26 protein-coding genes are annotated in these 25,424 nt (G+C 62.5%); 9 read left to right on the top strand and 17 right to left on the bottom strand.

From position 1 onward, the window contains the following. Positions 1–11: 11 nt before the first annotated feature. From flgK to R6G97_RS13515, 13 genes are all read right to left on the bottom strand, one after another. Positions 12–2,057 carry a flagellar hook-associated protein FlgK gene (flgK, locus tag R6G97_RS13575; RefSeq protein WP_317847091.1) on the bottom strand — a complete coding sequence of 682 codons (2,046 nt, stop codon included), beginning with the start codon at positions 2,055–2,057 and terminating at the stop codon, positions 12–14. Between the two features lie 12 nt (positions 2,058–2,069). Beyond that, positions 2,070–3,230 (bottom strand): flagellar assembly peptidoglycan hydrolase FlgJ, encoded by a 1,161-nt coding sequence (gene flgJ / locus R6G97_RS13570; RefSeq protein WP_317847090.1) that lies wholly within the window; start codon positions 3,228–3,230, stop codon positions 2,070–2,072. 12 nt (positions 3,231–3,242) lie between these two features. Further along, complete coding sequence (locus R6G97_RS13565; protein ID WP_070571560.1) at positions 3,243–4,352, bottom strand: flagellar basal body P-ring protein FlgI; 1,110 nt, start codon at positions 4,350–4,352, stop codon at positions 3,243–3,245. An 11-nt stretch (positions 4,353–4,363) separates the two neighbouring features. Next, entirely contained in the window at positions 4,364–5,059 is a 696-nt protein-coding gene (gene flgH, locus R6G97_RS13560; RefSeq protein WP_070092462.1) for a flagellar basal body L-ring protein FlgH, read from the bottom strand. Between the two features lie 32 nt (positions 5,060–5,091). Further along, on the bottom strand, positions 5,092–5,877 hold the full coding sequence (flgG, locus tag R6G97_RS13555) for a flagellar basal-body rod protein FlgG (protein ID WP_043210912.1): 786 nt from the start codon (positions 5,875–5,877) through the stop codon (positions 5,092–5,094). A 48-nt stretch (positions 5,878–5,925) separates the two neighbouring features. After that, a complete protein-coding gene (gene flgF, locus R6G97_RS13550) occupies positions 5,926–6,657 on the bottom strand; it encodes a flagellar basal-body rod protein FlgF (RefSeq protein ID WP_317847089.1) in 732 nt (243 codons plus the stop codon). A gap of 181 nt (positions 6,658–6,838) precedes the next feature. Continuing rightward, positions 6,839–7,024 carry a hypothetical protein gene (locus tag R6G97_RS13545; protein ID WP_043210917.1) on the bottom strand — a complete coding sequence of 62 codons (186 nt, stop codon included), beginning with the start codon at positions 7,022–7,024 and terminating at the stop codon, positions 6,839–6,841. A 73-nt stretch (positions 7,025–7,097) separates the two neighbouring features. Beyond that, positions 7,098–8,453 (bottom strand): flagellar hook protein FlgE, encoded by a 1,356-nt coding sequence (gene flgE, locus R6G97_RS13540; RefSeq protein ID WP_043210920.1) that lies wholly within the window; start codon positions 8,451–8,453, stop codon positions 7,098–7,100. A gap of 31 nt (positions 8,454–8,484) precedes the next feature. Continuing rightward, positions 8,485–9,189 carry a flagellar hook assembly protein FlgD gene (flgD, locus tag R6G97_RS13535; RefSeq protein WP_043210921.1) on the bottom strand — a complete coding sequence of 235 codons (705 nt, stop codon included), beginning with the start codon at positions 9,187–9,189 and terminating at the stop codon, positions 8,485–8,487. A gap of 15 nt (positions 9,190–9,204) precedes the next feature. Continuing rightward, a complete protein-coding gene (gene flgC / locus R6G97_RS13530) occupies positions 9,205–9,648 on the bottom strand; it encodes a flagellar basal body rod protein FlgC (protein WP_043210925.1) in 444 nt (147 codons plus the stop codon). Positions 9,649–9,650: 2 nt separating this feature from the next. Continuing rightward, the gene (flgB, locus tag R6G97_RS13525) at positions 9,651–10,058 is read right to left on the bottom strand and encodes a flagellar basal body rod protein FlgB (protein WP_043210926.1); all 408 of its coding nucleotides are present in this window, start codon (positions 10,056–10,058) and stop codon (positions 9,651–9,653) included. 212 nt (positions 10,059–10,270) lie between these two features. Next, positions 10,271–11,098 (bottom strand): protein-glutamate O-methyltransferase CheR, encoded by an 828-nt coding sequence (gene cheR, locus R6G97_RS13520; protein ID WP_043210928.1) that lies wholly within the window; start codon positions 11,096–11,098, stop codon positions 10,271–10,273. A 54-nt stretch (positions 11,099–11,152) separates the two neighbouring features. Further along, complete coding sequence (locus R6G97_RS13515) at positions 11,153–12,082, bottom strand: chemotaxis protein CheV (RefSeq protein WP_043210931.1); 930 nt, start codon at positions 12,080–12,082, stop codon at positions 11,153–11,155. A gap of 63 nt (positions 12,083–12,145) precedes the next feature. On the opposite strand from R6G97_RS13515, the gene flgA reads away from it, so the two are divergent. From flgA to R6G97_RS13495, 4 genes are all read left to right on the top strand, one after another. Beyond that, a complete protein-coding gene (gene flgA, locus R6G97_RS13510; RefSeq protein ID WP_102081338.1) occupies positions 12,146–12,898 on the top strand; it encodes a flagellar basal body P-ring formation chaperone FlgA in 753 nt (250 codons plus the stop codon). A 185-nt stretch (positions 12,899–13,083) separates the two neighbouring features. Beyond that, entirely contained in the window at positions 13,084–13,392 is a 309-nt protein-coding gene (flgM, locus tag R6G97_RS13505) for a flagellar biosynthesis anti-sigma factor FlgM (RefSeq protein WP_043210935.1), read from the top strand. A 46-nt stretch (positions 13,393–13,438) separates the two neighbouring features. Further along, entirely contained in the window at positions 13,439–13,906 is a 468-nt protein-coding gene (locus R6G97_RS13500; RefSeq protein WP_317847088.1) for a flagella synthesis protein FlgN, read from the top strand. Positions 13,907–13,986: 80 nt separating this feature from the next. After that, a complete protein-coding gene (locus R6G97_RS13495) occupies positions 13,987–14,730 on the top strand; it encodes a flagellar brake protein (RefSeq protein ID WP_102081339.1) in 744 nt (247 codons plus the stop codon). A 76-nt stretch (positions 14,731–14,806) separates the two neighbouring features. Here the strand turns inward: R6G97_RS13495 and R6G97_RS13490 are convergent, their stop codons facing one another. From R6G97_RS13490 to bkdR, 3 genes are all read right to left on the bottom strand, one after another. Beyond that, positions 14,807–16,150, bottom strand: coding sequence for an MFS transporter (locus tag R6G97_RS13490; protein WP_043210941.1), 1,344 nt, complete (start codon positions 16,148–16,150; stop codon positions 14,807–14,809). A 131-nt stretch (positions 16,151–16,281) separates the two neighbouring features. After that, the gene (locus R6G97_RS13485) at positions 16,282–17,523 is read right to left on the bottom strand and encodes a glutamine synthetase family protein (RefSeq protein ID WP_253131577.1); all 1,242 of its coding nucleotides are present in this window, start codon (positions 17,521–17,523) and stop codon (positions 16,282–16,284) included. Positions 17,524–17,807: 284 nt separating this feature from the next. After that, a complete protein-coding gene (bkdR, locus tag R6G97_RS13480; protein WP_043210945.1) occupies positions 17,808–18,293 on the bottom strand; it encodes a Bkd operon transcriptional regulator BkdR in 486 nt (161 codons plus the stop codon). 197 nt (positions 18,294–18,490) lie between these two features. Here bkdR and R6G97_RS13475 point away from each other — a divergent pair, with 197 nt between their 5' ends. Genes R6G97_RS13475 through lpdA form a run of 4 tightly spaced genes read left to right on the top strand, consistent with a single transcriptional unit; the run spans position 18,491 to position 23,443 of the window. Next, the gene (locus tag R6G97_RS13475; protein WP_043210948.1) at positions 18,491–19,723 is read left to right on the top strand and encodes a 3-methyl-2-oxobutanoate dehydrogenase (2-methylpropanoyl-transferring) subunit alpha; all 1,233 of its coding nucleotides are present in this window, start codon (positions 18,491–18,493) and stop codon (positions 19,721–19,723) included. 1 nt (position 19,724) lies between these two features. Further along, entirely contained in the window at positions 19,725–20,783 is a 1,059-nt protein-coding gene (locus tag R6G97_RS13470; protein WP_043210951.1) for an alpha-ketoacid dehydrogenase subunit beta, read from the top strand. Beyond that, the gene (locus R6G97_RS13465) at positions 20,784–22,061 is read left to right on the top strand and encodes a dihydrolipoamide acetyltransferase family protein (protein WP_289717034.1); all 1,278 of its coding nucleotides are present in this window, start codon (positions 20,784–20,786) and stop codon (positions 22,059–22,061) included. A 2-nt stretch (positions 22,062–22,063) separates the two neighbouring features. Beyond that, the gene (gene lpdA / locus R6G97_RS13460) at positions 22,064–23,443 is read left to right on the top strand and encodes a dihydrolipoyl dehydrogenase (protein ID WP_253131543.1); all 1,380 of its coding nucleotides are present in this window, start codon (positions 22,064–22,066) and stop codon (positions 23,441–23,443) included. Between the two features lie 196 nt (positions 23,444–23,639). On the opposite strand, the gene R6G97_RS13455 is transcribed toward lpdA, so the two are convergent. Beyond that, a complete protein-coding gene (locus tag R6G97_RS13455) occupies positions 23,640–24,638 on the bottom strand; it encodes a diguanylate cyclase (protein WP_043210958.1) in 999 nt (332 codons plus the stop codon). 218 nt (positions 24,639–24,856) lie between these two features. Here R6G97_RS13455 and R6G97_RS13450 point away from each other — a divergent pair, with 218 nt between their 5' ends. Next, a complete protein-coding gene (locus R6G97_RS13450) occupies positions 24,857–25,342 on the top strand; it encodes a hypothetical protein (RefSeq protein ID WP_232092049.1) in 486 nt (161 codons plus the stop codon). Positions 25,343–25,424 lie beyond the last annotated feature (82 nt).

Here is a 25,424-nt window from a genome sequence, read left to right as displayed (position 1 = left end):
TCTACGGCTCCTTAAAGACTGTTGATCAAGGTGGCGAAGGTTTCCTGGGCCGCCTTGATGATCTGCGACGACGCGGTGTAGTACTGCTGGAACTTGACCAGGTTGCCGACCTCTTCGTCGACCGACACGCCCGAGACCGAGTTGCGGCCGTCCAACGCGGACTGCTGCAGGGCGTTGGTGGCATTGCCGTCCATGGTGGCCTGGGCGGTCTTGCCGCCGACGTTGGATACCAGCTTGGCGTAAGCATCGGTGAAGCTGATGCCCTTGCCGTCGGCGCCAACGCCCACGGTGCCCTTGGTCTGCAGTCCGAGCACCGACTGGGCATTACGGTTGTCGGCAGAGCCCGCGCCGGTCAGCGACACGGTGAAGTTGTCACCGCTTTTCGGCGCACCGGAGACGCTCATCTCGAAAGTGAAGGTCTTCTGGGTGGCGCCGTCCATGATCGGGTTGCCGCTGCCATCGACCATCGGCACCGACAGCTGCAGCTTGTTTTCCTGGCCCGGAATGATGGTGCCGCTACCGATGTTGTTGCCTTTGGCGTCGTACATCGTGTAGGCCTGGGGCGAGGTGCTGTCGTCGCCGAACACCAGTTTGACCGGGGTGGAGTACTTAAGGCCCGTCTGCAGGTCGGCGCGCTGGGCTGCATCGTAGATGTCCAGCTCGGAGGTCAGGGTCGGCGGAGTGACTGCGCCTGTGCCCTTGTTGCCGGCACCGTTGGTGCTGGTCAGCGGGGCAGCCATGGCCAGGCGGTTGGGGTCGGTCAGCACCGATTCCATGCCCGCGGCAGCATTACGGGTGGGGGTGATCTTGAAGCTGTCACCGGCGCTCACCGCACCGCCCTTGAGCGACAGCGTGAAGCCATCGATTACCGGGGCTGGATCGTCTGTAAGGTCGTACGAGCCCATCTCGGTGCCTTCGGGCAGCTTGCGCACGGTATAGGCCGTGGCACTGGTGAAGGTCACCTGGTAGTCGCTGGTGGTGAGCTTGCCGGTGTCCTTGATGTTCACATCCAGGTTGCCGGAGCCTGCGCTGTTGCCCAGCTTGGGCACGCTGCGCTCGCTCATGGCCTTGGCGCTGTTGATGTCGCCGAACAGAATCGCACCGAACTCGCCGTTCTTGTCGATGCCCTGGGCCAGTTGGCTATTGATGGCATCGGCCACCACCAGCGCCACGCGGCCCAGCTCGTTGAGCGCAGGGTCGAGGGTCTCCTTGCGGTAGCGCAGCAGGCCACCGAGCTCGCCGCCGGTGGTGCTGTTGGTGATGTCCATCTTGGTGGTGCCGCGATTGAGCACCAGGTTCATGCGGGTCGGATCGGTCTGGCTCGGCTCGACGCCCAGGGTCTGGGTGGTCTTGCCCAGCACCAGCGCCTGGCCGTTCTTCAGATAGATGTCGTAGTTGCCTTCGCGCTCCACCACCTCGGCACCGATCAACGCGGTCAGCTCGCGCACGGCGCCATCGCGCTGGTCGAGCAGGTCGTTGGGTTGGCCTTGCACGGCCGAGATCCGCGAGATCTGGTCGTTGTACTCGGCGATCGTCGCGGTGAGCTTGTTCACCTGGTCGGCGATCGAGGCCATGTTGGTGTTGATATTGGTGTTCTGCTGGTTCAGCTGCGCCGACAGGGTATTGAAGCGCTTGGCCAGGGTCTGGGCGCTGGTCAGCAGCAGCTGGCGCGAGGCGTCCTCGTTGGGCTTGGCCGAGGCGTCCTGCATGGCGCCGAAGAAGCTTTTGAGCGCAGCGGTGATGCCGGTATCGGCGCTCGACAGGGCGGTGTCCAGCGGGGTGATCTGGTTCAGGTAGGAAGCGGCGTCGCTCGACAGCGACGTGGTGGTGCGCAGCTGGTTTTCCAGGAAGGCGTTATACACCCGGCGCACATCGGCCAAGGTAGTGCCACTGCCGATGAAGACCTGGCCATACTGCTGCGAGCCCTTGGTCTTCTGCACGATCTGCTGGCGAGAATAACTGTCGACATCGGCGTTGGCGATGTTGTTACCCAGGGTGTACATCCCCGACTGCGCGGCGCCCAGCCCCGACATGCCAATATTGATCAAACTCGCCATGGTTCCAAACCCTTAAAGTTTCGTTGTGGTACCGAGCATCGCGTAGCTCTCGTACGACTTCATCTGTCTTGCGATCTGCGAGATCTTGCTGGCGTAGTTCGGGTCGGTGGCGTACCCGGCCTTCTGCAGCTCTCGCACGAACTGTTCCGGGTTATCGGCCGACTTCACCGCATCTTGATAGCGCGCGTTGTTCTGCAACAGGCTGACCAGGTCATGGAAGCTGTCCTGGTAGGAATCGTAGGAACGGAACGCCGCAGTCTCCTTGACGAACTGCCCGCCACGAAACTCACTGGTGATCGCCCTCGCCTGCCCACCTTGCCAGTTACCGGTGGCCTTGATGCCGAACAGGTTGTGGCTGCTGCTGCCGTCGGCATTGCGCATGACCGACTTGCCCCATCCGGTCTCCAGGGCGGCCTGAGCCACCAGGTAACGGGGGTCGATACCGATGCGCTTGGCGGCCTGTTCGGCCATCGGCAGCATGGTGGCGACGAATTGGTCGCTGTCGGTGAAGGCCTTCTTCGGCGCAAGTGGTGGCTGGGCCACAGCGCGGCCAAGAATGCGCGTGCCATCCGGCGCGGCGAAGGCACGGGCAGCACTGGCCACCTGCTGACCTTCACGGGCCGGCACAGCAGCGGTATTGGTAGTGGTCGCCGACGGCACGATGCCGGCCAGCAAACGGTCGGTCAGCTTGCCTGGCAGCGCCAGGCGCCGCGAGTTGAGCGCGGCCACATCATTGCGGGTGCCGGCCGTCTCACTGAAATGCATGGGCTCGGCCACCTTGCTGCCCCACAGCGCCGGGGCATGCCCTTCGATACGTGGGAACGGGCTGGTGTTGACCGGCGCAGGCTTGTTCTTGGACAGCTGACGCACCAGCACATCCTGCAGACCGATACCGCCACCCTCGCGGGACATGCTCACGGCCAACTGCTGGTCGTACATGTCGCGGTACTGCTTGACCGTCTCGCTGTTCATCGGGTTGTCGTCGGCCAGCACGTCACTGGCTTTGCGCGAGGCCTTGAGCATCTCGCTGATGAACAACGACTCGAACTCCTGGGCCACCTTGCGCACGTTGGCATCGCTGTCGCGGTCACCGTGCTTGAGCGAGCTCAGGCGGTTGAGGTCGGTGTAGGCACCGCTGTCGGCGTGTCCGGAAACCAGGCTCTTGGAATTCATGGGCTGGCGTCCTCAGATCACGATTAGGTCGGCTTGCAAGGCGCCGGCCTGCTTCAGGGCTTCGAGGATCGCCATCAGGTCGCTGGGCGCCGCGCCCACCTGGTTCACCGCACGCACGATCTCGTCCAGGGTGGTGCCCGGGCCGAACTTGAACATTGGCTTGGCTTCCTGCTGGGCATTGACCTTCGAGCGCGGCACTACAGCGGTCTGGCCATTGGAGAACGGTCCAGGCTGGCTGACGATCGGGTCTTCGGTGATGGTCACGGTCAGGCTGCCGTGGGTGACCGCCGCCGGCGAGACCTTGACGTTCTGGCCGATGACGATGGTGCCGGTACGCGAGTTGATGATGACCTTGGCCACGGCCTGGCCCGGGTCGATCTCCAGGTTCTCCAGGATCGACAGGTAGTCCACGCGTTGGCTCGGGTCCATGGGTGCGGTGACGCGCACCGAGCCGCCATCGATGGCCTGGGCCACGCCTGGGCCGAGCATGTCGTTTATCTTGTCGACAATGTGCTTGGCAGTGGTGAAGTCCGGACGATTGAGGTTCAGCGTCAGGCTGTTGCCTTGGTTGAAACCGCTCGGCACGGCGCGCTCGACGGTGGCACCGCCAGGAATTCGGCCAGCCGACGGAACGTTGACGGTGATCTTGGAGCCGTCGCGGCCTTCGGCATCGAAGCCCCCGACCACCAGGTTGCCCTGGGCAACGGCGTAGACATTGCCGTCGATACCCTTGAGTGGCGTCATCAACAGGCTGCCGCCGCGCAGGCTCTTGGAGTTACCGATCGAGGAGACGGTGATGTCCACCACCTGGCCAGGCTTGGCGAACGCTGGCAGGTCGGCGTGCACCGACACGGCTGCGACGTTCTTGAGCTGCACGTTGCCCGACCCTGGCGGAACCTTGATGCCGAACTGCGACAGCATGTTGTTGAAGGTCTGCAGGGTGAACGGGGTCTGGGTGGTCTGGTCACCCGTACCGTTGAGCCCCACCACCAGGCCATAGCCGATCAACTGGTTGGTACGCACGCCAGAAATGCTGGCGATGTCCTTCAGGCGCTCGGCGTGGGCACCGAACGCACAGGACAAGAGCAGGGTCGCGGCAATCAGCTGCCTTACGTTGAACATGGTCATTGGACTCAGAAGGGCCAAAGCGGGCTCATGAAGAAGCGGTCCAGCCAACCGGGCTGACTGGCATCGGCGAACGAGCCTGTACCCGAGTAGGTGATGCGCGCGTCGGCCACACGCGTGGAAGGCACGGTGTTGTCGGTGGCGATATCATCGGCGCGGATCAGGCCGGCGATGCGCACCAGTTCCTCGCCAGTGTTCAGGGTCAGCCACTTCTCGCCACGCACGGCGACGATGCCATTGGGCAGCACTTCGGCCACGGTGACGGTGATCGAACCGGTCAGGGTGTTGCCCTGGGTGGCCTTGCTGTCACCCTTGGTCGCCCGCTCGCCTTTATAACCAGCCTCCAGGGACAGGTCGCCGCCACCGAACGGGTTATCGGTGTTCGGCGTGGTGCCGAACAGCGAGGTCAGGCCGATGTTGGCGTTGCTGTTCTTCTGGATCTGGGAGCCTGCGTTCTTGCTCGCCGAGGTGCGCTCGTTGAGGGTGATGGTGATGATGTCACCCACCCGGAACGCCTTGCGGTCGGTGTACAGGTTCTGCTCGAAACCGGCCTGGTAGATCGAACCGTTGGCCGCCGACGCCGGCAACGGGGTACGCGGCAGAACCGGCGCATAGTACGGGTCGTTCGGCTTGGGCGTCGGGGCGACGCAACCGGCCAACAACACCGCGCCCCCCAGGGCGAAGACGGACAACAGACGATTCATGACGCTTACCTCACGTGTAACGGGCTTGGGTCTTACAGCTGCTGGGTGACGAACGACAGCATCTGGTCGGCGGTGGAGATGACCTTGGAGTTCATCTCGTAGGCGCGCTGGGTGGTGATCATGTTCACCAGCTCTTCCACGGTGCTGACGTTGGAGTTCTCCAAGGTCTGCTGCAGGGTGGTGCCGAAGCCGTTCAGGCCCGGGGTGCCGACCTGTGGCGCACCGCTCGCGGCGGTCTCGAGGAACAGGTTGTTGCCGATGGCCTGCAGGCCTGCCGGGTTGATGAAGTCGGCGGTCTGAATGTTGCCGATGATCTGCGCGGCCGGGTTACCGGCGGTGGTGATCGACACGGTGCCGTCCTGGCCGACGGTGAAGGTCTGAGCATCCGGCGGCACGACGATCGCAGGCTCCAGGGCGAAACCGTTGGCGGTGACGATCTGGCCGTCGGAGTTCAGGTGGAAGGTGCCGTCACGGGTGTACGAAACAGTGCCGTCAGGCTGCAGGACCTGGAAGAAACCGCGACCGTTGACGGCCATGTCCAGCGGGTTCTCGGTGGTCTGCAGGCTGCCGGTCTGGAAGTTCTTCTGGGTGCCGACGATACGCACACCGGTACCGACCTGCAGGCCCGAAGGCAGTTCGCTGTCCTGGGTCGACTGGGCACCCGGCTGACGCTTGATCTGGTACAGAAGGTCCTGGAACTCGGCGCGATCACGTTTGAAACCGGTGGTCGAAACGTTCGCCAGGTTGTTGGAGATGACGGTCAGGTTGGTGTCCTGGGCGGACAGGCCGGTCTTAGCGACCCAAAGAGCCGGAAGCATTTAGTGTTCTCCTCGTGCGCCTGTTTTACGGCACCCGTTCAAAAGTGATTAGCCGATTTGCAAAACACGCGCCATGGCTTCATCGCCTTCCTTGGCCGCGTTCATCATCTTGACGTGCAGTTCGAACTGACGGGACAGCGCCAGTACCGAGGTCATTTCCTCGACGGCATTGACGTTGCTCGATTCCAAAAAGCCCGACACCACCCGCACGTTGACGTCGGCGTCGGCGGGCTGGCCGCTCTTGGTGTGGATCATGCCGTCCAGCCCCTTGGTCAGGGTCTTGGTATCCGGATTGACCAGCTTGATGCGGTCGACCTCGGCCATGACCCGCGGGTCCTCGCCCATGGCGCGAATGCTGATGGTGCCGTCTTCGCCAATCTCCACCTTCTGCTCCGGCGGAATTGCGATCGGGCCACCGTTACCCATCACGGGCATGCCATTACCGGCACGCAGCACGCCCAGGGCATCGATGTTGAGGCTGCCGGTGCGCACATAGGCCTCGCTGCCGTCCGGCGCCTGCACAGCGATAAAGCCATCACCGGTGACTGCCACGTCCAGTTCGCGACCGGTCTCGACCATCGCGCCAGCAGTGAAATCCGTGGCCGGGCGTTCGCTCATGGCGAAGGCACGCGCCGGAAAGCTGTCACCGAACACCGGCATCGAACGCGCCTGCTCCAGGTCACGCTGAAAACCGTTGGTGGAAACGTTCGCCAGGTTGTTGGCGTGGGCCCGCTGGGCCAGCGCGTTCTGGCTGGCACCGATCATGGCCACGTAAAGCATTTTGCATTCTCCACTGCACTGACGAGCGATTGCCGCCGACGTTGCTGTGCAGGCACTAAAGCAAGTTCCGAACCAACTTTTGAAAAGCATGAAAAAGCCCGTGAATACGGGCTTTGAGGGAAGCCATTTGTAATGGGCAACGCCGGATATCCGGCGCCATCTTGCCGCTGACGGCAATCAGCTACAGCTCGCGGCAACCAGCGTTGTTGTAGGGTCCGGCAAAGCGCTTCCACCCCTCCCCCGGCGACCACTGCGAGCACACCAGGCGGCCGTCGGCCTGACTCTCCCAGCGCCACCACGGCGCCGCAGCCGCCTGGACCTGGAGCAGGCACAGCGCTGCGGCGAGCGTCACGATCCATTTCTTCATGAGCCTTACCTCGAAAACGACGAACCCCTTTATCGGGAAAGGGGTTCGTGCGCACTCGACCGACCAGCGACCATCAGGTCATCTGGATGATGGTCTGCATGATGGTGCTTTCGGTGGAGATGGTCTTGGCGTTGGCCTGGTAGTTGCTCTGCGCCTTGATCAGCTCGACCAACTCCTGGGTCAGGTTGACGTTGGAGGCTTCCAGCGAGTTGGACTCCACGCTACCCAAGGTACCGGTCTTGGGTGCGTCGATGCCTGGAATGCCGGAGGAGAAGGTTTCGGTCCAGCGGGTGCCACCGATCTGCTGCAGGCCCTGCTCGTTGGCGAAGCTGGCAACGGCCACCTGACCGATCGCACGGGACTGCTGGTTGCTGAAGCTGGCGAACATCACACCGGTGGAATCGATGCTCAGGCTCGACAGAATACCGGTGGCGTAACCATCCTGGGACTGCGACATACGCGCGGTCTCGGTGTTGTACGAGGTGGTGCTGTTCATCGACAGACGCATGCCACCGGCATTGCCCGCCGCGCCATTGGCAGCCCAGTTACCCGAAGCATCCTTGGACGCCGGAATCCAGCCAGTCATGGTGAAGGTGTTGTTGTTCACGGTGAACGACGAACCAGGCGGCAGGCCGGTGTTGTTGGCCGTCATCGCATTGACCGAACCGTCGCTGTTGAAGCTGATGGTGCCGCTCAGCGGCGTGGTGCTGGCCGGGTCGAACGGATTGCGTCCATCGACCAGGGTGTACATGGTCCACTGGTTGGTACCGGTCTTGCGATAGAACTGCTCCATGGTGTGCTCGTTGCCCTGACTGTCGTACACCTTGGTCGGGAACGACTTGGTGTAGGTGGTTTCGTCAGAGGGATCGAACGGCTTGTTCGGCACCATGGTACCGGTACCGTCGTCGACCATCAGCGGAATGTCGGTGGCCGAGGAATTCAGGTTGATGCCCTGGTCGATCAGGGACGTGGCCTTGGGCGCCAGAGCGGAGGTGTCGATCTTCAGATCGGTCAGCACGCCCTTCTGGATCTTGCCGGTCGAGTCGGCGGCATAGCCTTGCAGGCGCAGGCCGTCCGAGGTGACCACATAGTTGTCTTTGTTGGTCTGGAAGGCACCGGCACGGGTATAGACCATCGAGCCGTTGTCCGACAGCACGAAGAAGCCCTGCCCCTGGATACCCATGTCCAGTACGTTGCCGGTGTTGTTGATGTCACCCTGGCTGAATTGCTGGGAGACGGCCGCCAGACGCACACCGTTGCCCACTTGGTTCTTGCCGACACCCAGGCGGTTGGCACCTGCGTAGACGTCCGCGAACTCGGCGCGCGACGACTTGAAACCAACGGTATTGACGTTGGCGATGTTGTTACCGGTGACATCCAGCTGCTTGTTGGCAGCGTACAGACCACTAAGACCGATGTTGAAAGACATGAATTCGCTCCTTGTGCCGCTCTAGCCGGCCTTAGATACCAATGGTTTGCACGCTGGACAGAGAAACTTTCCCGAGCCCTGCAAGGTTGAGCATCATCTCGCCATTGGGGTTGATGCTGACGCTGGTGACCTTGGCTGGCAGCAGGGTGTACATCTGCGTCGACTTGCCATCGACCATGGTGGTGGCCGAGAAGCTATAGGTGCCCGGGTCGACCTTTTCACCCTTGTCATTGGTGCCATCCCAGATGAAGTCGGCGTAACCGGCTTTCTGCTGGCCCAACTCGATGGTCTTGATGGTGTTGCCGTCTTTATCCTTGATGGTGATCTTCGCCTCGCTGATACCTTGCGGGACGATGAACTGGCCATTGAAACTCTGGGTGGTGTCGACAACCGCTTTATCGTTCTGCACGATCACCGAACGACCCACCAACGACGAAGCCTGCAGGGCCTGGGACGAACCCATGGCACCGGCAATGGAATTGACCGTGCTGTTGAGCGTGGTGATGCCTTCCAGACTGCTGAACTGCGCCAGCTGGGCGACGAACTCGCTGTTATCCTGAGGATCGAGCGGGTTCTGGTGCTGCATCTGGGTGACCAGCAACTGCAGGAACGCATCCTTGCCCAGGGCGTTCTTGTCAGTGTTCTCGGGTGCGGGCTTCTTGGTGGTGCCAGTGCTGACGCCCGACGCCGCGAGGACGTCGTTGAGGTTCACACCGCCGGTGCTGTTGACTGCCATGATCCTGACTCCTTATCACTGACCGAGGGTCAGCACCTTCTGCATCATGGTCTTGGCGGTGTTCATCAGCTCGGCGTTGGTCTGGAACGCACGGCTGGCGGAGATCATGTCAGCCATCTCCTCCACCACATTGACATTGGGGTAGTAGACGTAGCCGTCCTTGTTCGCCGCCGGGTGATTGGGCTCGTAGCGCGCCTCAAGGTTGCTCTGATCCTCGACGATGCCCATCACCTGCACACCCTGCCCCGCTTCGCCCTGATCCTGGAACAGCGACTGGCCAGCGCCGTTCTGGGCTTGCTGGAAGGTAGTGGCGAACACCGGATGACGCGCGCGGTAGGTCTGGTCGATGCTCGAGGAAACAGTCTCGGCGTTGGCGATGTTGGAAGCGACGGTATTGAGGCGGGTGTTCTGCGCGCTCATGCCGCTACCGGCAATATTGAAGACACTGGCAAGGGACATGATCACTCTCCGCGCAGGGCCGAAACCAGCCCTTTGAATTTGCTGTTGAGCAGGGTGAAGCTGGCCTGGAAGCCGATGGCGTTCTCTGCGTAGTTGGACTGCTCGATCTGGGCGTCTACGGTGTTCTGGTCGATCGACGGCTGCATCGGCGTGCGGTACTTGAGGGTATCGTCCCCCATGGCCAGGCCTTCGGCCTCGATGTGGCGGTTATTGGTGCGATCCAGGGCAATGCGCCCTTTCTGCTGCTTGTCGGCTTCAGCGGCGAGCACCGCCGAGAAATCCATGTCACGCGCCTTGTAGTTAGGCGTGTCGGCGTTGGCGATGTTGTTGGCCAGAACCTCGGCGCGCTGGGCGCGGAAGCTCAATGCCTGCTCATGGATGCCGAGCGCCTTGTCGAAGCTGATGCTCATGTCTGGGAAACCTTCGAAGGTTGACCGGAAGAATCGTGAGCAAGCTAGAGCAAGGTTTGTGCCAAGCGATAAAGCCCCAGTAAAACCGGGCACTGAGGCCCTGCTTGCCGGCGGCAATGCCAGAAAAGCGGCAATGGATTACCGCTTGGCGTCAGCAAAGCGGCAATGGGCACCGGCAAAAAAAGGGGCCGCGATGCGGCCCCTATCTGGGTTTATTTTGCCTGGTAGATGATCCCCGGGCTGCACTGGACCATCTGGTAGTGATCCGGCAACCCGTTGAGCGCCTCGGACGCCCCCAGGAACAGATACCCGCCCGGCTTGAGCGTGCTGTGGATGCGCATGAGGATGTCCTTCTTGACCTGGGCCGAGAAGTAGATCAGCACGTTGCGGCAGAACACGATGTCGAACTTGCCCAGCGCCGCATAGCTGTCGAGCAGGTTGAAGGAACGGAACTCGACCCGGCTGCGGATCGGCGCTTTGACCGCCCAACGACCCGGCCCCTTGGTGTCGAAGTAGCGCTGCAGGCGCTCCTGGGACAAGCCGCGACCAATGGCCAGGCTGTCGTATTCACCCGTCTTGCAGTTGGTCAGCATCGACCCGGACAAGTCGGTGGCAACGATCTGCGCCCCCATCTTCAGTTGCCCCAGGTTGCTGCGCTCGAACTCATCGATGGCCATGGAGATCGAATACGGCTCTTGCCCCGAGGAGCATGCCGCCGACCAGATCCGCAGGCGCTGGCCCGGGTTGTTCTTGATGAACTCCGGAATCACCTTGTTCTTGAGCACCTCGAACGGATAGGTGTCACGGAACCACAGGGTTTCATTGGTCGTCATCGCATCGACCACCTGCTCACGCAACCCGCTGCGCGGCTGGCTCTGAATTCGCTGCACCAGCTCACCGAGCGACTTGATGCCCTGCTGCTCCATTAGCTTGTTGAGACGGCTGGAGACCAGGTATTGCTTATTCTCGCCCAGCAAGATGCCACAGGCTTTCTCCAGGAAGACCCGGAACTGTTCAAAATCCAAATTACCCGTAGACAATGCTGCCGCCTCTTTCAAATCCCTGGTGCCAGGGGTTGCCCCCCCCCGGCCGTTTCAATGCGTCGCCTTGATCCGATCGACCACCCGCTGGGCGAGGTCGTCCGGCTTGAACTTGGCCAGGAAGTCGTCGGCGCCGACCTTCTTGACCATGGCCTGGTTGAAGACCCCGGACAGCGAAGTATGCAGGAGGATGTGCAGCTTTTGCATGCGCGGATCGCTGCGAATCTCCGCCGTCAGGGTGTAGCCATCCATCTCCGGCATTTCGATGTCGGAGATCATCATCAGGAATTCTTCTTCCGGACGCTTGCCCTCTTCCACCAACTTGTTCAGGTAGTCCAAGGCCTGGCGACCATCGTTGAGGGCTACCACCTCCACCCCTACCGACTGCAGGCAACGGCTGACCTGCTTGCGCGCCACCGACGAATCATCGACGGTCAGCACGCGCAGCATCATCGCCTTGTCTTGCACCTCGGCATCGACCACCCCCACGGACACGTCCTCGGACGATGGCGACACTTCGGCAAGAACTTTCTCTACGTCGATGACCTCCACCATCCGCCCGTCCACACGAGTGACAGCGGTTAGGTAGTGGTCACGTCCGGTCCCCTTGGGTGGCGGATGGATCTCCTCCCAGTTCATGTTGACGATGCGCTCGACCGAATGCACCAGGAAACCTTGGGTCTTGGTGTTGTACTCGGTGATGATCACGAAACTGTTGCGCGTCTCTTCCTGCAGCCCCGGCAAGCCGGTCGCCATCGACAGGTCGAGGATGGGGATGGTCGCGCCGCGAATGTTGGCCACCCCACGCACCACCGGGTGGGACTTGGGCAACAACGTCAGCTCCGGGCACTGCAACACCTCCCGGACCTTGAACACGTTAATGCCATAGAGCTGCTCGCCATTGAGGCGGAACAGCAACAGCTCCAGACGATTCTGCCCCACCAGTTGCGTGCGCTGGTTGACCGAATCCATGACTCCAGCCATGCCAGACTCCTCTAGTTTTGGCCCATTTACCGACTCGGCACGGGCTTTGCTTTTTTGAGCGCCATGTACACGAAAACGACATTTTACCGACGCCTGACGCGCCTGATGACCGGCTTGATAATGGCGCTATGCCTGCTGGCACCCGGCACACGCGCGCTGGCCGATGCGGTTACCTTGCCTGAACAACTTATCGGCGTCACCCAGGGGTTTCTTGAATTCACCGTGGAGGATTATCTGGCCACCACCCAGACCACTGGTCGCTACGAGATCCAGGTCAACCCGCTCGACCCGCGCCTACGCATGCCGCTGTGCAGTCAGCAACTGGACGCTTCGCTTGAAAGTCCAGCACAGCCGCTGGGCAGGGTCACGGTGCGGGTACGCTGCAACGGCAGCGCCCCCTGGACCGTGTTCGTCCCGGCCCAGGTGAAGCTGTTTCGCGAGGTGGTGGTGATGACCCGCCCGCTCAGGCGCGAGAGCGTGATTGGCGAAGCCGATGTCAGCCTGCGTGAGCGCGACGTGGGCACGCTCAATCAAGGCTTTCTCACAAGCCTGGAACAGGCCGTGGGCATGAAGCTGCTGCGCCCGACGGTGCTCGACCAGGTCCTGACGCCCCAGCATCTGGAGCAGGCCGAGGTGGTACGCAAGGGCGATCATGTGGTGATCACGGCCCGCAGTGGCAGCCTTAGCGTGCGCATGCCTGGCGAGGCCTTGAGCAAAGGCGGGCTGTCTGAGCAGATTCGCGTGCGCAACCTGAACTCCAAGCGCGTGGTCAAGGCACGGGTGATTGGGCCTGGACAGGTAGAAGTGGCCATGTAAGGCATTTGCGGCGCCCGCGAGGCGGGACAGGATAAAAACTAGCGACGGGGAACGGGTTTTCCTAAACTGTGTCAGAAAACGGGTCATGCGCGCTTGCCGACAGGTGGCGATACATTCGTGCCTAAAGTTTTTTTCGGGTTGGCCGAAAACAGGGCAAGCGTCCAAATTCCCAGAGGTTTCTGATCATGGTCATCGACTTCAGTCGTTTGAATAATTCTCCGGCCGTCACGGGCGGGGTTCGCAGCAATACCGCGACCGGTAGCGCCCCGAAAGCCGGCGAAACCAGCGAAGCGCCACAGACTGCCAGCGGAGAAGCGGTACACCTCAGCCAAGAGGCCCAGCAGTTGCAGAAGATCAGCGACAAGCTGCGCGACCAGCCAGAAGTCAACAGCGCCCGCGTGGCCCAGTTGAAACAGGCGATCGCCGACGGCAGCTATCAGGTCGATGCCGGCCGGGTCGCCAGCAAACTGCTTGATTTCGAAGCCCAGCGCTAACCCTCCGGGGCGCTGACTTCAAGGACGCAAAAGCCAAGAGCCAGCCATGCACGACACCACTTTGCTGCAACTGATCGAAGACGACATCGCGCCAACGCAGGAACTGCTCGAACTGCTTCAGAAAGAAGCCGACGCCCTGCATGGCCGGGACATGCAGGTGCTGGAGAACATCCTGGCACGCAAGCAGTCCCTGATCGTCCTGCTCGAGCAGCAAGGCATGCGGCGCAACCAACTGCTGGTCGGCCTGGGCTTATCCGCCGACCGGGCCGGTGTGCAGGCCCTGGCCGCGCAATCCTCCCTGGGCGAGGTCATGCTGCAACAACTCGACGTACTCACCCAATTGATGGATGCCTGCCAAAAGGTCAACGAGACCAACGGCCGGATCATCCAGCTGCAGCAACACGCCACGGCCAATCAGATCAGAATCCTCATGGGTGGCGATTCCCCGTCGCTCTATGACAGCCGCGGCGCCACCTCGCCCATGGCTAAGGCCCGCGCCATCAGCCAAGTGTGATTATTTCTATCAAGGCACGGAACATACTGGCAAAATGCCGTTACTTGCGTGTGTCGTTTTTGCCTGGAGATTGATTACCCGTGTTCAATGCATCCGATGCTCCCCAGCCGCCCAAGGTGCTCACCACACCCTTGGAAATCGCAGCCAACCTGCGTCAATTGCTGGATAGCCACGATCCGCTGATCATCACCTTCCCTGAGCGCAGCCAGCGGTTCCAAAGTTACGTCGTGCATGTGGACCGTGACGCCAATACCCTGGCGCTGGACGAAATGATCCCTCGCGACGGTGAAAAGTACATCGAGAATGGCGAACCCTTCCGCATCGAAGGTTTCCATGATGGCGTGCGCATCGCCTGGGAATGCAACACCGCGACCACCATCACCGAGATCGATGGCCATCGCTGCTACCGTGCCCCCCTGCCGACCGAAATGACCTACCACCAGCGCCGCAACGCCTTCCGCGCCGCGCTCAAGCTGTCGCAGCTGGTCGATATCGTGCTCGACGGTGAACGACTCAAGGGCAAGGGCGCCCTGCGTGGCAAGTTGCTGGACATCTCCGCCACAGGCTGCAAGCTGCGCTTTGAAGGCAACATCGAAGAGCGCCTGCAACTGGGTGAGGTGTATGAGCGCTTCGCCGCCAGCAATCCGCTGGGCATGTCGCAGGCGATGGTAGAACTGCGTCACCTGCACTTCGAAGAGCGCCTGAACACCACCTTCGCTGGCGTGCGCTTTCACAACCTCAATGGCCAGATGCAGCGCAAGATCGAGAGTTTCGTCTACCAGTTGCAGCGCGAGGCACGACGCTTCGACAAAGACGACTATTGAGTGTCGAATGTCCAATGAAAAACGCCACCCATCGGGTGGCGTTTTTCATTGCTTTGCAGCCTGCCTGAAGACCGGCTCACACCGACTTGTCGACCTCGGCCTGGGGTGCACCCGCCTCTTCCCGGGGCTTTTGCTCCTCGGCTTCGGTGTCTTCGGCCGCCACCGGCGCTTGCATCACGTCCTGCACGGTCTGCTCATCGACCCGAGGGTCCAGCGCTGCCGACAAGGGTGAGCCCGCCGCTGGCATGGCCACGTGGCCCAGCGGCGCGTCCTGCACCTGATGCAGGCCGGTGACGGCCTTCGGCCGGATCCGCCACACCAGCACCAAGGCGAAGAACAGGAAGAAGGCATAGAGCATTTGCGGCCCCAGGACCTTCATCAGCACACCCGCCGCCAGCGGACCGATACAGGCCCCCACGCCGTAGGTCACCAGCAACATGGCCGTCAGCGAGACACGGCGCTCGCTTTCGACATGGTCGTTGGAAAACGCGACCGCCAGCGGATAGAGGCAAAATTGCAACAGCGAAATCACGAAACCGACGGCGAACAGCAACTCCAGCGGCACGCTGGGCAGCACCGCCAGCGGCAATGCAGCCAGCGCCAGACCGATCGAGACGCTACGGATCAGCACCGCACGATCATAGCGGTCCGACAGCCAACCCAGCGGCCACTGCACCACCAAGCCCGCGAAGATGCAGCTCCCCATGAACAGACCGATCTGCTCGGTGGTAAGCCCCTGCTTGGCCGCATACAGCGGCGCCAGACCATAGAAAGAACCTACGATCAGGCCCGAACCCAGCACCGTCGACAACGACTGCGGTACCCGTTTGAGGAAGAACTTCGGCTCCATCGGCGCCGGGCGCAACGGTGCCGGGTGGATGCGCCGGGTCATCGCCACCGGCACCAGGCACAGGGCAAAGCACATGGCGACCAGCATCAGCAGTTCAGGGCCGAGCTCCGGATGCACCACCAGGATCAATTGGCCGAGTACCAAACCCAGGTAGGAGGCGATCATGTATCCACTGAACACCGCCCCGCGGTGCTTCACATCGGCCTGCTCGTTGAGCCAGCTTTCGATGACCATGTACTGGCACATCATCCCCAGGCCCACGATCATCCGCAGCCCTACCCACACCGGGAGCCAATTGGTCATGCCATGGCCGAGCACCGCCGCGCAGACGATGCCCGCGCACGTGGCGTAGGCGCGGATGTGCCCGACCCGGCCGATCAGCCGGTGGCCGACCTTGCCGCCCACGGCCAGGCCAAAATAGTTGGCGGCCATCAGGGCACCGACCCAAAGGCTGTCCACATGGTCGGCGGCCAGGCGCAAGGCCAGGTAGGTACTGAGCAGGCCCGAGCCGATCAGCATCATCAAGGCAGCGAAATACAGCGACTGAAACGGCTTCCAGATGTTTCGCATACGTCCCGTCGGGCTCCCTGGTCAGGTGGCGTTAGCTTGCAGGCAAGCATAAAAGCAAATTCGCCGCAGCGCAGGCCCCCATCGGCTAAATAGCCAGCCAGGGGGCGTGTCCAGTGTCGGTTGTGTCGCGATCAGGCCTGTGCGGCTAGCACCCGCCGCTCCCAAGGGGTGATTTCGTCGAGGAAATCCGTCAGCTCCAAGGTCTTGGTTGCGACATACCCATCGATGAATTCGTTCCCGAACATCTGACGCGCCAATGCGCTGCGCTTGAGGCGTTCCAATGCGCCATGCAGGGTGCAAGGCAGGTTCAGGTGCTCCGGCACTTCGAACTCGCCCTGGATCGCGGCCGTAGGTTCCAGGCGCTGCTCGATGCCGTGCAGACCAGCGGCCAAGCTCGCAGCGATGGCCAGGTACGGGTTGGCGTCGGCCCCAGGTAGCCGGTTCTCGACCCGTCGAGCCACAGGCGAACTGGCCGGGATGCGCAAGCCGGCGGCTCGGTTGTCATGGGACCAACAGGCATTGTTGGGCGAGGCGTACGGGTGGCACAGGCGTTGGTAGGAGTTGACGTTGGGCGCGAACAACGCGGTGAAGTCAGCCATGCAGGCCTGCAGACCGCCGATGAAGTGATGGAAGGTATCGGTCGGCTGCCCGCCCTCATCGCTGAAGACGTTGCGGCCACTGTCGATGCGCACCAGGCTCTGGTGGATATGCATCGAGCTGCCCGGTGTTCTGGCCAAGGGCTTGGCCATGCACACCACGGTCAGGCCATGCTTGAGTGCGACTTCCTTGAGCAGGTGCTTGAACAGGAAAGTCTGGTCGGCCAGCAGCAACGGATCGCCGTGAAGCAAATTGATCTCGAACTGGCTGACGCCCATCTCGTGCATGAAGGTGTCACGGGGCAAGCCTAGGGCGGCCATGCACTGATACACCTCGCTGAAAAATGGCCGCAGGCCATTGTTGGAACTGACGCTGAACGCCGAGTGCCCCAGCTCGCGACGGCCATCCTTGCCCACCGGCGGCAAGAACGGCTGGTGCGGATCGGTATTCGGTGCAAAGACGAAGAACTCCAGCTCCGTGGCCACCACCGGCGCAAGGCCAAGCGCGGCATAGCGCGCGATCACGGCCTTGAGCTGGCCCCGGGTGGAAAGTCCGGACGCCACACCGTCGAGCTCGACTGCATCGCAGATGGCCAGCGCCCGCGGCTCGTCGCTCCAGGGCAGGCGATGGATCTGGGCAGGTTCGGCCACCAGGGCCAGGTCGCCATCATCGCTGCCATAGAAACGGGCTGGCGGGTAACCGCCCATGATGCATTGCAGCAATACACCCCGAGCCATCTGCAAGCGGCGCCCTTCCAGAAAGCCCTCGGCAGTCATCACCTTGCCGCGGGGTACACCATTGAGGTCGGGGGTGACGCATTCGATCTCGTCGATGCCGGTCAGACGTTCGCTGAGGGAACGCGGGGCTTCGGTCGTCATGACGCTGTCCTTCTTGTTGTTTTGCAGGCCGGAAATGGCGTTAGGCACAACATAGGCGTCCGCTGTTGAAAATATCAAGCGAGGATGGGCGGCAGTGTGGAAATTTATTAACACCGCGGTCGCGCCGCTGTATTCGCCACCGGATTGGCGCAACCTCGGGCTCCCATCAGCCCGATACGACGCTATTCGCGCAAGGTCATGCCATTGGCCGGCAACGGCAGCGCGGTCTTGTAGCGCACCTGCTTGAGGGCAAAACTCGAACGGATGTTAGCCACTCCGGGCAAGCGAGTCAGGTAGTCGAGAAAGCGCTCCAGCGCCTGGATGCTGGGCAACAGTACGCGCAGCAGGTAGTCCGGATCGCCGGTCATCAAATAGCACTCCATCACCTCAGGCCGCTCGGCGATTTCCTCCTCGAAGCGGTGCAACGCCTGCTCCACCTGTTTCTCCAGGCTGACGTGGATGAACACGTTGACGTCCAGCCCCAGCACCTCGGGTGCGAGCAAGGTCACCTGCTGACGGATGACGCCCAGCTCTTCCATTGCCTTGACCCGGTTGAAACAGGGCGTAGGCGACAGGTTCACCGAGCGGGCCAGCTCTGCGTTGGTGATGCGGGCATTTTCCTGAAGGCTGTTGAGAATGCCGATATCGGTGCGATCGAGTTTGCGCATGAGACAAATTCACCGGTTTTTTGTGTTTATGCGGAATGTTTATCTGCGCCGTCAGGCAAAGGCAATCAACTTGAGAGAAAAATTCTTCAGCGGTCCCCCTATGATGTAGTTAGCGCTGACCTACCAGTCACAAGCCGGTACTCAGCGGCGACCGCTTCAAAGCTCACAAAAACAACATTCGAGCGAGCGTAAAAAGCATGAACGAGTACGCCCCCCTGCGTCTGCATGTGCCCGAGCCTACCGGCCGGCCAGGCTGCCAGACCGATTTCTCCTACCTGCGTCTGAACGACGCCGGCCTAGTCCGTAAACCCCCGATCGATGTAGAACCCGCCGACACTGCGGATCTGTCCTACAGCCTCATCCGTGTGCTGGACGAACAAGGCAATGCCGTCGGTCCATGGGCCGAGGACATCGACCCGCAGGTCCTGCGCCAGGGCATGCGCGCCATGCTCAAGACGCGGATCTTCGACAACCGCATGGTCGTTGCCCAGCGCCAGAAGAAGATGTCCTTCTACATGCAGAGCCTGGGCGAGGAAGCCATCGGCAGCGCCCAGGCGCTGGCCTTGCAATACACCGACATGTGCTTCCCGACCTACCGCCAGCAGAGCATCCTGATGGCCCGGGACGTGTCCCTGGTCGAGATGATCTGCCAGTTGCTGTCCAACGAGCGCGATCCGCTCAAGGGGCGCCAACTGCCGATCATGTATTCGGTGCGCGAGGCAGGCTTCTTCACTATCAGCGGCAACCTGGCCACTCAGTTCGTCCAGGCCGTCGGCTGGGCCATGGCCTCGGCCATCAAGGGCGATACCAAGATCGCCTCGGCCTGGATCGGCGACGGCGCCACGGCCGAGTCCGACTTCCATACCGCCCTGACCTTCGCCCACGTCTACCGCGCCCCGGTAATCCTCAACGTGGTCAACAACCAGTGGGCGATCTCGACCTTCCAGGCCATCGCCGGCGGTGAGTCCACCACCTTCGCAGGCCGTGGCGTGGGCTGCGGCATCGCCTCCCTGCGGGTCGACGGCAACGACTTCATCGCGGTCTACGCCGCCTCGCGCTGGGCCGCCGAACGTGCCCGCCGCGGCATGGGCCCGACCTTGATCGAATGGGTCACTTACCGCGCAGGCCCACACTCCACCTCGGACGATCCATCCAAGTACCGCCCGGCCGATGACTGGAGCCACTTCCCGCTGGGCGATCCGATCGCTCGCCTCAAGCAGCACCTGATCGCTATCGGCCACTGGTCCGAAGAAGAACACCAGGCCGTCACCGCCGAGCTCGAGGCCGAGATCATCAAGGCGCAGAAAGAAGCCGAGCAGTACGGCACCCTGGGCAATGGCCACATTCCTAGCGCCGCCTCGATGTTCGAGGACGTGTACAAGGAAATGCCCGACCACCTGCGCCGCCAGCGCCAGGAACTGGGGGTCTGAGATGAACGATCACAACAACAGCATCCATCTGGAATCCGCCATGTCCACCACCACCATGACCATGATCCAGGCCCTGCGCTCGGCCATGGACATCATGCTCGAGCGCGACGACAACGTGGTGATCTACGGCCAGGACGTCGGTTACTTCGGCGGCGTGTTCCGTTGCACCGAAGGCCTGCAGAACAAATACGGCAAGTCCCGCGTGTTCGACGCACCGATCTCCGAAAGCGGCATCGTCGGCACTGCCGTGGGCATGGGCGCCTATGGTCTGCGTCCGGTGGTGGAGATCCAGTTCGCCGACTACTTCTACCCCGCCTCCGACCAGATCGTCTCGGAAATGGCCCGCCTGCGCTATCGCTCGGCCGGCCAGTTCATCTCTCCACTGACCCTGCGTATGCCGTGCGGCGGTGGCATCTATGGCGGCCAGACCCACAGCCAGAGCCCCGAGGCGATGTTCACCCAGGTGTGCGGCCTGCGCACCGTGATGCCCTCGAACCCCTATGACGCCAAAGGCCTGCTGATCGCCTCGATCGAGTGCGACGACCCAGTGATCTTCCTCGAGCCCAAGCGCCTGTACAACGGCCCGTTCGACGGCCACCACGACCGCCCGGTAACGCCGTGGTCCAAGCATCCGCAAAGTGCAGTGCCCGATGGTTACTACCAGGTACCGCTGGACAAAGCCGCCATCGTCCGCCCAGGTAACGATGTCACCGTACTGACCTATGGCACCACGGTGTATGTGTCCCAAGTGGCCGCCGAAGAGACCGGCGTCGATGCCGAAGTCATCGACCTGCGCAGCCTGTGGCCATTGGACCTGGAAACCATCGTCGAATCGGTGAAGAAGACCGGCCGCTGCGTGGTGGTCCATGAGGCGACCCGCACCTGCGGCTTCGGCGCCGAACTGGTGTCGCTGGTGCAGGAGCACTGCTTCCATCACCTCGAAGCGCCGATCGAGCGCGTCACCGGTTGGGACACCCCCTATCCCCATGCACAGGAATGGGCCTACTTCCCAGGACCTTCGCGGGTAGGTGCGGCATTGAAACGGGTCATGGAGGTCTGAATGGGCACGCACGTCATCAAGATGCCGGACATCGGCGAAGGCATCGCACAAGTCGAGTTGGTGGAGTGGTTCGTCAAGGTCGGCGATGTGATCGCCGAAGACCAGGTGGTAGCCGATGTCATGACCGACAAAGCCACCGTGGAGATCCCCTCGCCGGTCAGCGGCAAGGTATTGGCCCTGGGCGGCCAGCCCGGTGAGGTGATGGCGGTCGGCAGCGAGCTGATCCGTATCGAAGTCGAAGGCAGCGGCAACCACGTGGACGAACCCCACGCCAAGCCGGTCGAAACCGTCGCGCCAGCCGCACCCGCCCCGGTTGCTGCCGCACCGCGCCTCGAACCGCAGCCGACCGCCAGCCCCGTGTCCAGCGCCAGCGTCGCCGCGCCGATCGTGCCACGCCAGGCGGGCGAAAAACCCCTGGCCTCCCCAGCGGTGCGCAAGCGCGCGCTGGATGCCGGTATCGAGCTGCGCTACGTGCACGGCAGCGGCCCGGCCGGGCGCATCCTGCACGAAGACCTCGACGCCTTCATCAGCAAGCCGCACAGCACGGCCGGCCAGGCGTCAAGTGGCTATGGCAAGCGCACCGACAGCGAGCAGATTCCAGTGATCGGCCTGCGCCGCAAGATCGCCCAGCGCATGCAGGATGCCAAGCGTCGCGTCGCGCACTTCAGCTATGTCGAAGAAATTGACGTCACGGCCCTCGAGGCCCTGCGCCAGCAACTGAACGCCAAGCACGGCCAAGACCGCGGCAAATTGACCTTGCTGCCGTTCATCGTGCGCGCCATGGTCGTGGCCCTGCGCGACTTCCCGCAGATCAACGCCACCTATGACGACGAAGCCCAGGTCATCACCCGCCACGGCGCGGTGCACGTGGGTATCGCCACCCAAGGCGACAACGGCCTGATGGTGCCGGTGTTGCGCCATGCCGAAGCCGGCAGCCTGTGGAGCAACGCCAGCGAGATCGCTCGCCTGGCCAATGCCGCGCGCAGCAACAAGGCCAGCCGCGAGGAACTCTCCGGCTCGACCATCACCCTGACCAGCCTCGGCGCACTGGGCGGCATTGCCAGCACGCCGGTGGTCAACACACCGGAAGTGGCCATCGTGGGCGTCAACCGCATGGTCGAACGGCCGGTCGTGGTCGATGGCCAGATCGTCGTGCGCAAGATGATGAACCTGTCCAGCTCCTTCGACCACCGGGTGGTCGATGGCATGGATGCCGCCTTGTTCATTCAGGCCGTGCGCGGCCTGCTGGAACAACCTGCCTGCCTGTTCGTGGAGTAAGCATGCAACCGATCCTCAACACGACCCTGCTGATCATCGGTGGCGGCCCTGGCGGTTACATCGCCGCCATTCGCGCCGGCCAACTGGGCATCCCTACGGTACTGGTCGAAGGCCAGGCCCTTGGCGGCACTTGCCTGAACATCGGCTGCATTCCGTCCAAAGCACTGATCCATGTGGCCGAGCAGTTCCACCAGGCCTGTCACCACGATGAGCAATCGGCGCTGGGCATCAGCGTATCTTCGCCGCGCCTGGACATCACCCGCAGCATCGCCTGGAAGGACGGCATCGTCGATCGCCTGACCTCCGGCGTTGCCGCCTTGCTCAAGAAGAACGGGGTCAAGGTGATCCATGGCTGGGCGAAGATCCTAGACGGCAAGAGCGTCGAGGTCGACGGCCAGAAAATCCATTGCGAGCACTTGCTGCTGGCAACCGGCTCCACCAGCGTGGAATTGCCCATGCTGCCGCTGGGCGGCGCGGTGATTTCCTCCACCGAGGCCCTGGCCCCGAAAGCCCTGCCCCGTCATCTGGTGGTGGTCGGCGGTGGCTACATTGGCCTGGAGCTCGGCATTGCGTACCGCAAACTGGGCGTCCAAGTCAGCGTGGTGGAAGCGCGCGAGCGCATCCTGCCGACCTATGACGGCGAACTGACCCAGCCGGTGGCCGACTCGGTGAAGAAACTGGGCATCGCCCTGTACCTGGGCCACAGCGTCGAAGGCTATGAGAACGGTTGCCTGCTCGCCAACGACGGCCAAGGCGGCCAACTGCGCCTGGAGGCCGATCAGGTGCTGGTCGCTGTGGGCCGTCGACCACGCACCCAGGGCTTCAACCTCGAGTGCCTGGACCTGAAGATGAACGGCGCGGCCGTGGCCATCGACGAGCGCTGCCAGACCAGCATGCGCAACGTCTGGGCCATCGGCGATGTGGCGGGCGAACCGATGCTGGCCCACCGGGCCATGGCCCAGGGCGAGATGGTCGCGGAAATCATCGCGGGCAAGTCACGGCGCTTCGAGCCTAGCGCCATCGCGGCGGTGTGCTTCACCGACCCGGAAGTGGTGGTGGTTGGCAAGACGCCCGAGCAAGCCAGCCAGCAAGGCCTGGATTGCATCGTCGCGCAGTTCCCCTTCGCCGCCAACGGCCGGGCCATGACCCTGGAATCGAAAAGTGGCTTCGTGCGGGTGGTCGCCCGCCGTGACAACCACCTGATCCTCGGCTGGCAGGCCGTAGGGGTGGCGGTCTCGGAACTGTCCACCGCCTTTGCCCAATCCCTGGAAATGGGTGCCCGCCTGGAAGACATCGCCGGCACCATCCACGCCCACCCGACCCTGGGCGAGACAGTCCAGGAAGCGGCATTGCGAGCCCTGGGCCACGCACTGCATATCTGACACTGAAGCGGCGACAGCCGATTTGGCCCGCTGTGCCCTAGGCGCGGCGGGCATTTTTTTGTCCTCATTCCCCGGATTTCGCCGATGTCTGTAGAAGCGGGTTTACCCGCGACTAGGGCAGCGCACTCACCGACGCATTCGCGGGTAATCCCGCTCCCACAAGGTGCGCACGACGCTCAAGAACAGGGGGTGGCCCTCACTCGAAGATGGTGTTCTTGCCCGCAGCCTTGGCCCGGTACAGCGCTTGGTCAGCGCGCGCCAACAGACCATGCTGGTCCTCATCGTCCTGCCAGCGCACCACGCCAAAACTCATGGACAGGCGACAATCGCCGATCGGCTCCATGTCGTCCAGCGCCTGGCGGATCTGCGTGGCCAGCTCCACCGCTTGCTCCACCGGGGTCTGGGGCAAGACGGCGACAAATTCGTCGCCTCCCCAGCGCGCCAGCAGGTCCTGCTTGCGCAAACACGCCCGGACGCGCTCCACCGCCTCGACCAGCGCTGCATCGCCTCGGGCATGGCCGTAGCGGTCGTTGATCGGCTTGAAATCGTCCACATCCATGACGATCAGCGACAACGGCTGGCGGAAGCGCCGGGCACGCTCGCACTCCTGGCGTAGGGTCTTTTCCAGCCGATAACGATTGGCGGTGCGGGTCAGGGCGTCGCGCTCGGCGAGCTCGAGATTCTCGTCAAGCTGGCGCTGCAGTTGCTGATTGACCCAGGACAGCTCGCGGGTACGCTCGGCTACCTGGGTTTCCAGCGACTGGTTCCTCTGCTGCAGTTCGATCACCAAGCGCTTGCCCGCGTCGATGTTGCGGTGGGCGCCGAGCATGCGCGCCACCGAGCCATCTTCGTTGCGGGCGATAATGTGGCCGCTGTCTTCGATCCACAGATAGCTGCCATCCTGGCAGCGGCAGCGGTATTCGATGCGGTAGCGCTCGTTGCGCTGGTTGATGTAAGCCTCGAAGTGGGCCATCACCCGTGGGTAGTCCTCGGGGTGGATCACGCTCTCCCAGGTCAGCACGGTGTTGGCCATCGAGTGGCTCTCGTAGCCGAGCATGGCGTACCAGCCAGGGTTGCGGTACACGTACCCGGAGTTGGCATCCCAATCCCAGATGCCGTCGCTGATCAGGTCGAACAAGGTATGCAGTTGCTGCTCGCTGAAGCCGGCAGGCATCGGCCTGGACTGCTGACTCATGGACGCTCTCTCCTGGTGTCCAGCAACTGCGCCTTTCTGGGCTGCTGATGGTCATGGTGATTGCCGCCGAGCGGCAAACCTGTGCCTCTGAATGGCAAGCTTAGCGCCAAACTCGATTGGTTCCAGATAGCCGATGCGGCCGCTTTCATGCCTTTTTAAGCCGCTGGCACAGGTTTTGCCCCTTCGGTGGCGTCATTGATTCGCAAGGAGCAAACCTGATGATCACCCTTAATGGCCTGGGCTGGCAGACTGCCGTTCAGCAGTACAACCGCACCGGCGCCGAGCAGCCGTTGGCCGCAGTGCTGCCGATGCGCCTGCCCGTCGCCCCTGCCACCGCCACGCCACAGCAGAACGGCCAGAGCAGCACCTCCGGGCAGAACGCCGAGGATGCACGCAAGGAAGCCTTCGCCAAACTCATGGTGATGCTGCAGAACCCGGACGTCGCCGCGCGCCAGCAGGCCAGCGTCAACGAGCAGGACACCAGCGGTGCCCTGGAGGCGTTCCGCGACTACATGGCCAAATCACCGGAAGAGAAGATCAAGGAGAAGTACCTCGCCGAGCTGGGCCTGAGCGAGGAGGAATACAACGCCTTGCCGCCTGAGCAGAAGGAAAAGATCGACCAGCAGATCGCCCAGCGAATGCAAGAAGACGTAGAGCTCAAGACCCAGGCGAAGATGGCCGGGCGCCAGGACGTGGAGCTGTAAGCGCGCAGCCACCTCCCACAAGGCTAGCGCTGCGCTTGTGGGAGCTGGCCACGCCTGGGATGGGCCGCAACGCAGCCCCCTG

The organism is Pseudomonas sp. HTZ2, assembly GCF_033173945.1.
GTDB classification, from domain to species: domain Bacteria; phylum Pseudomonadota; class Gammaproteobacteria; order Pseudomonadales; family Pseudomonadaceae; genus Aquipseudomonas; species Aquipseudomonas guariconensis.
Note: the sequence above shows the minus strand (reverse complement) of the source record. Positions and strands in the feature narration are given on the sequence as shown.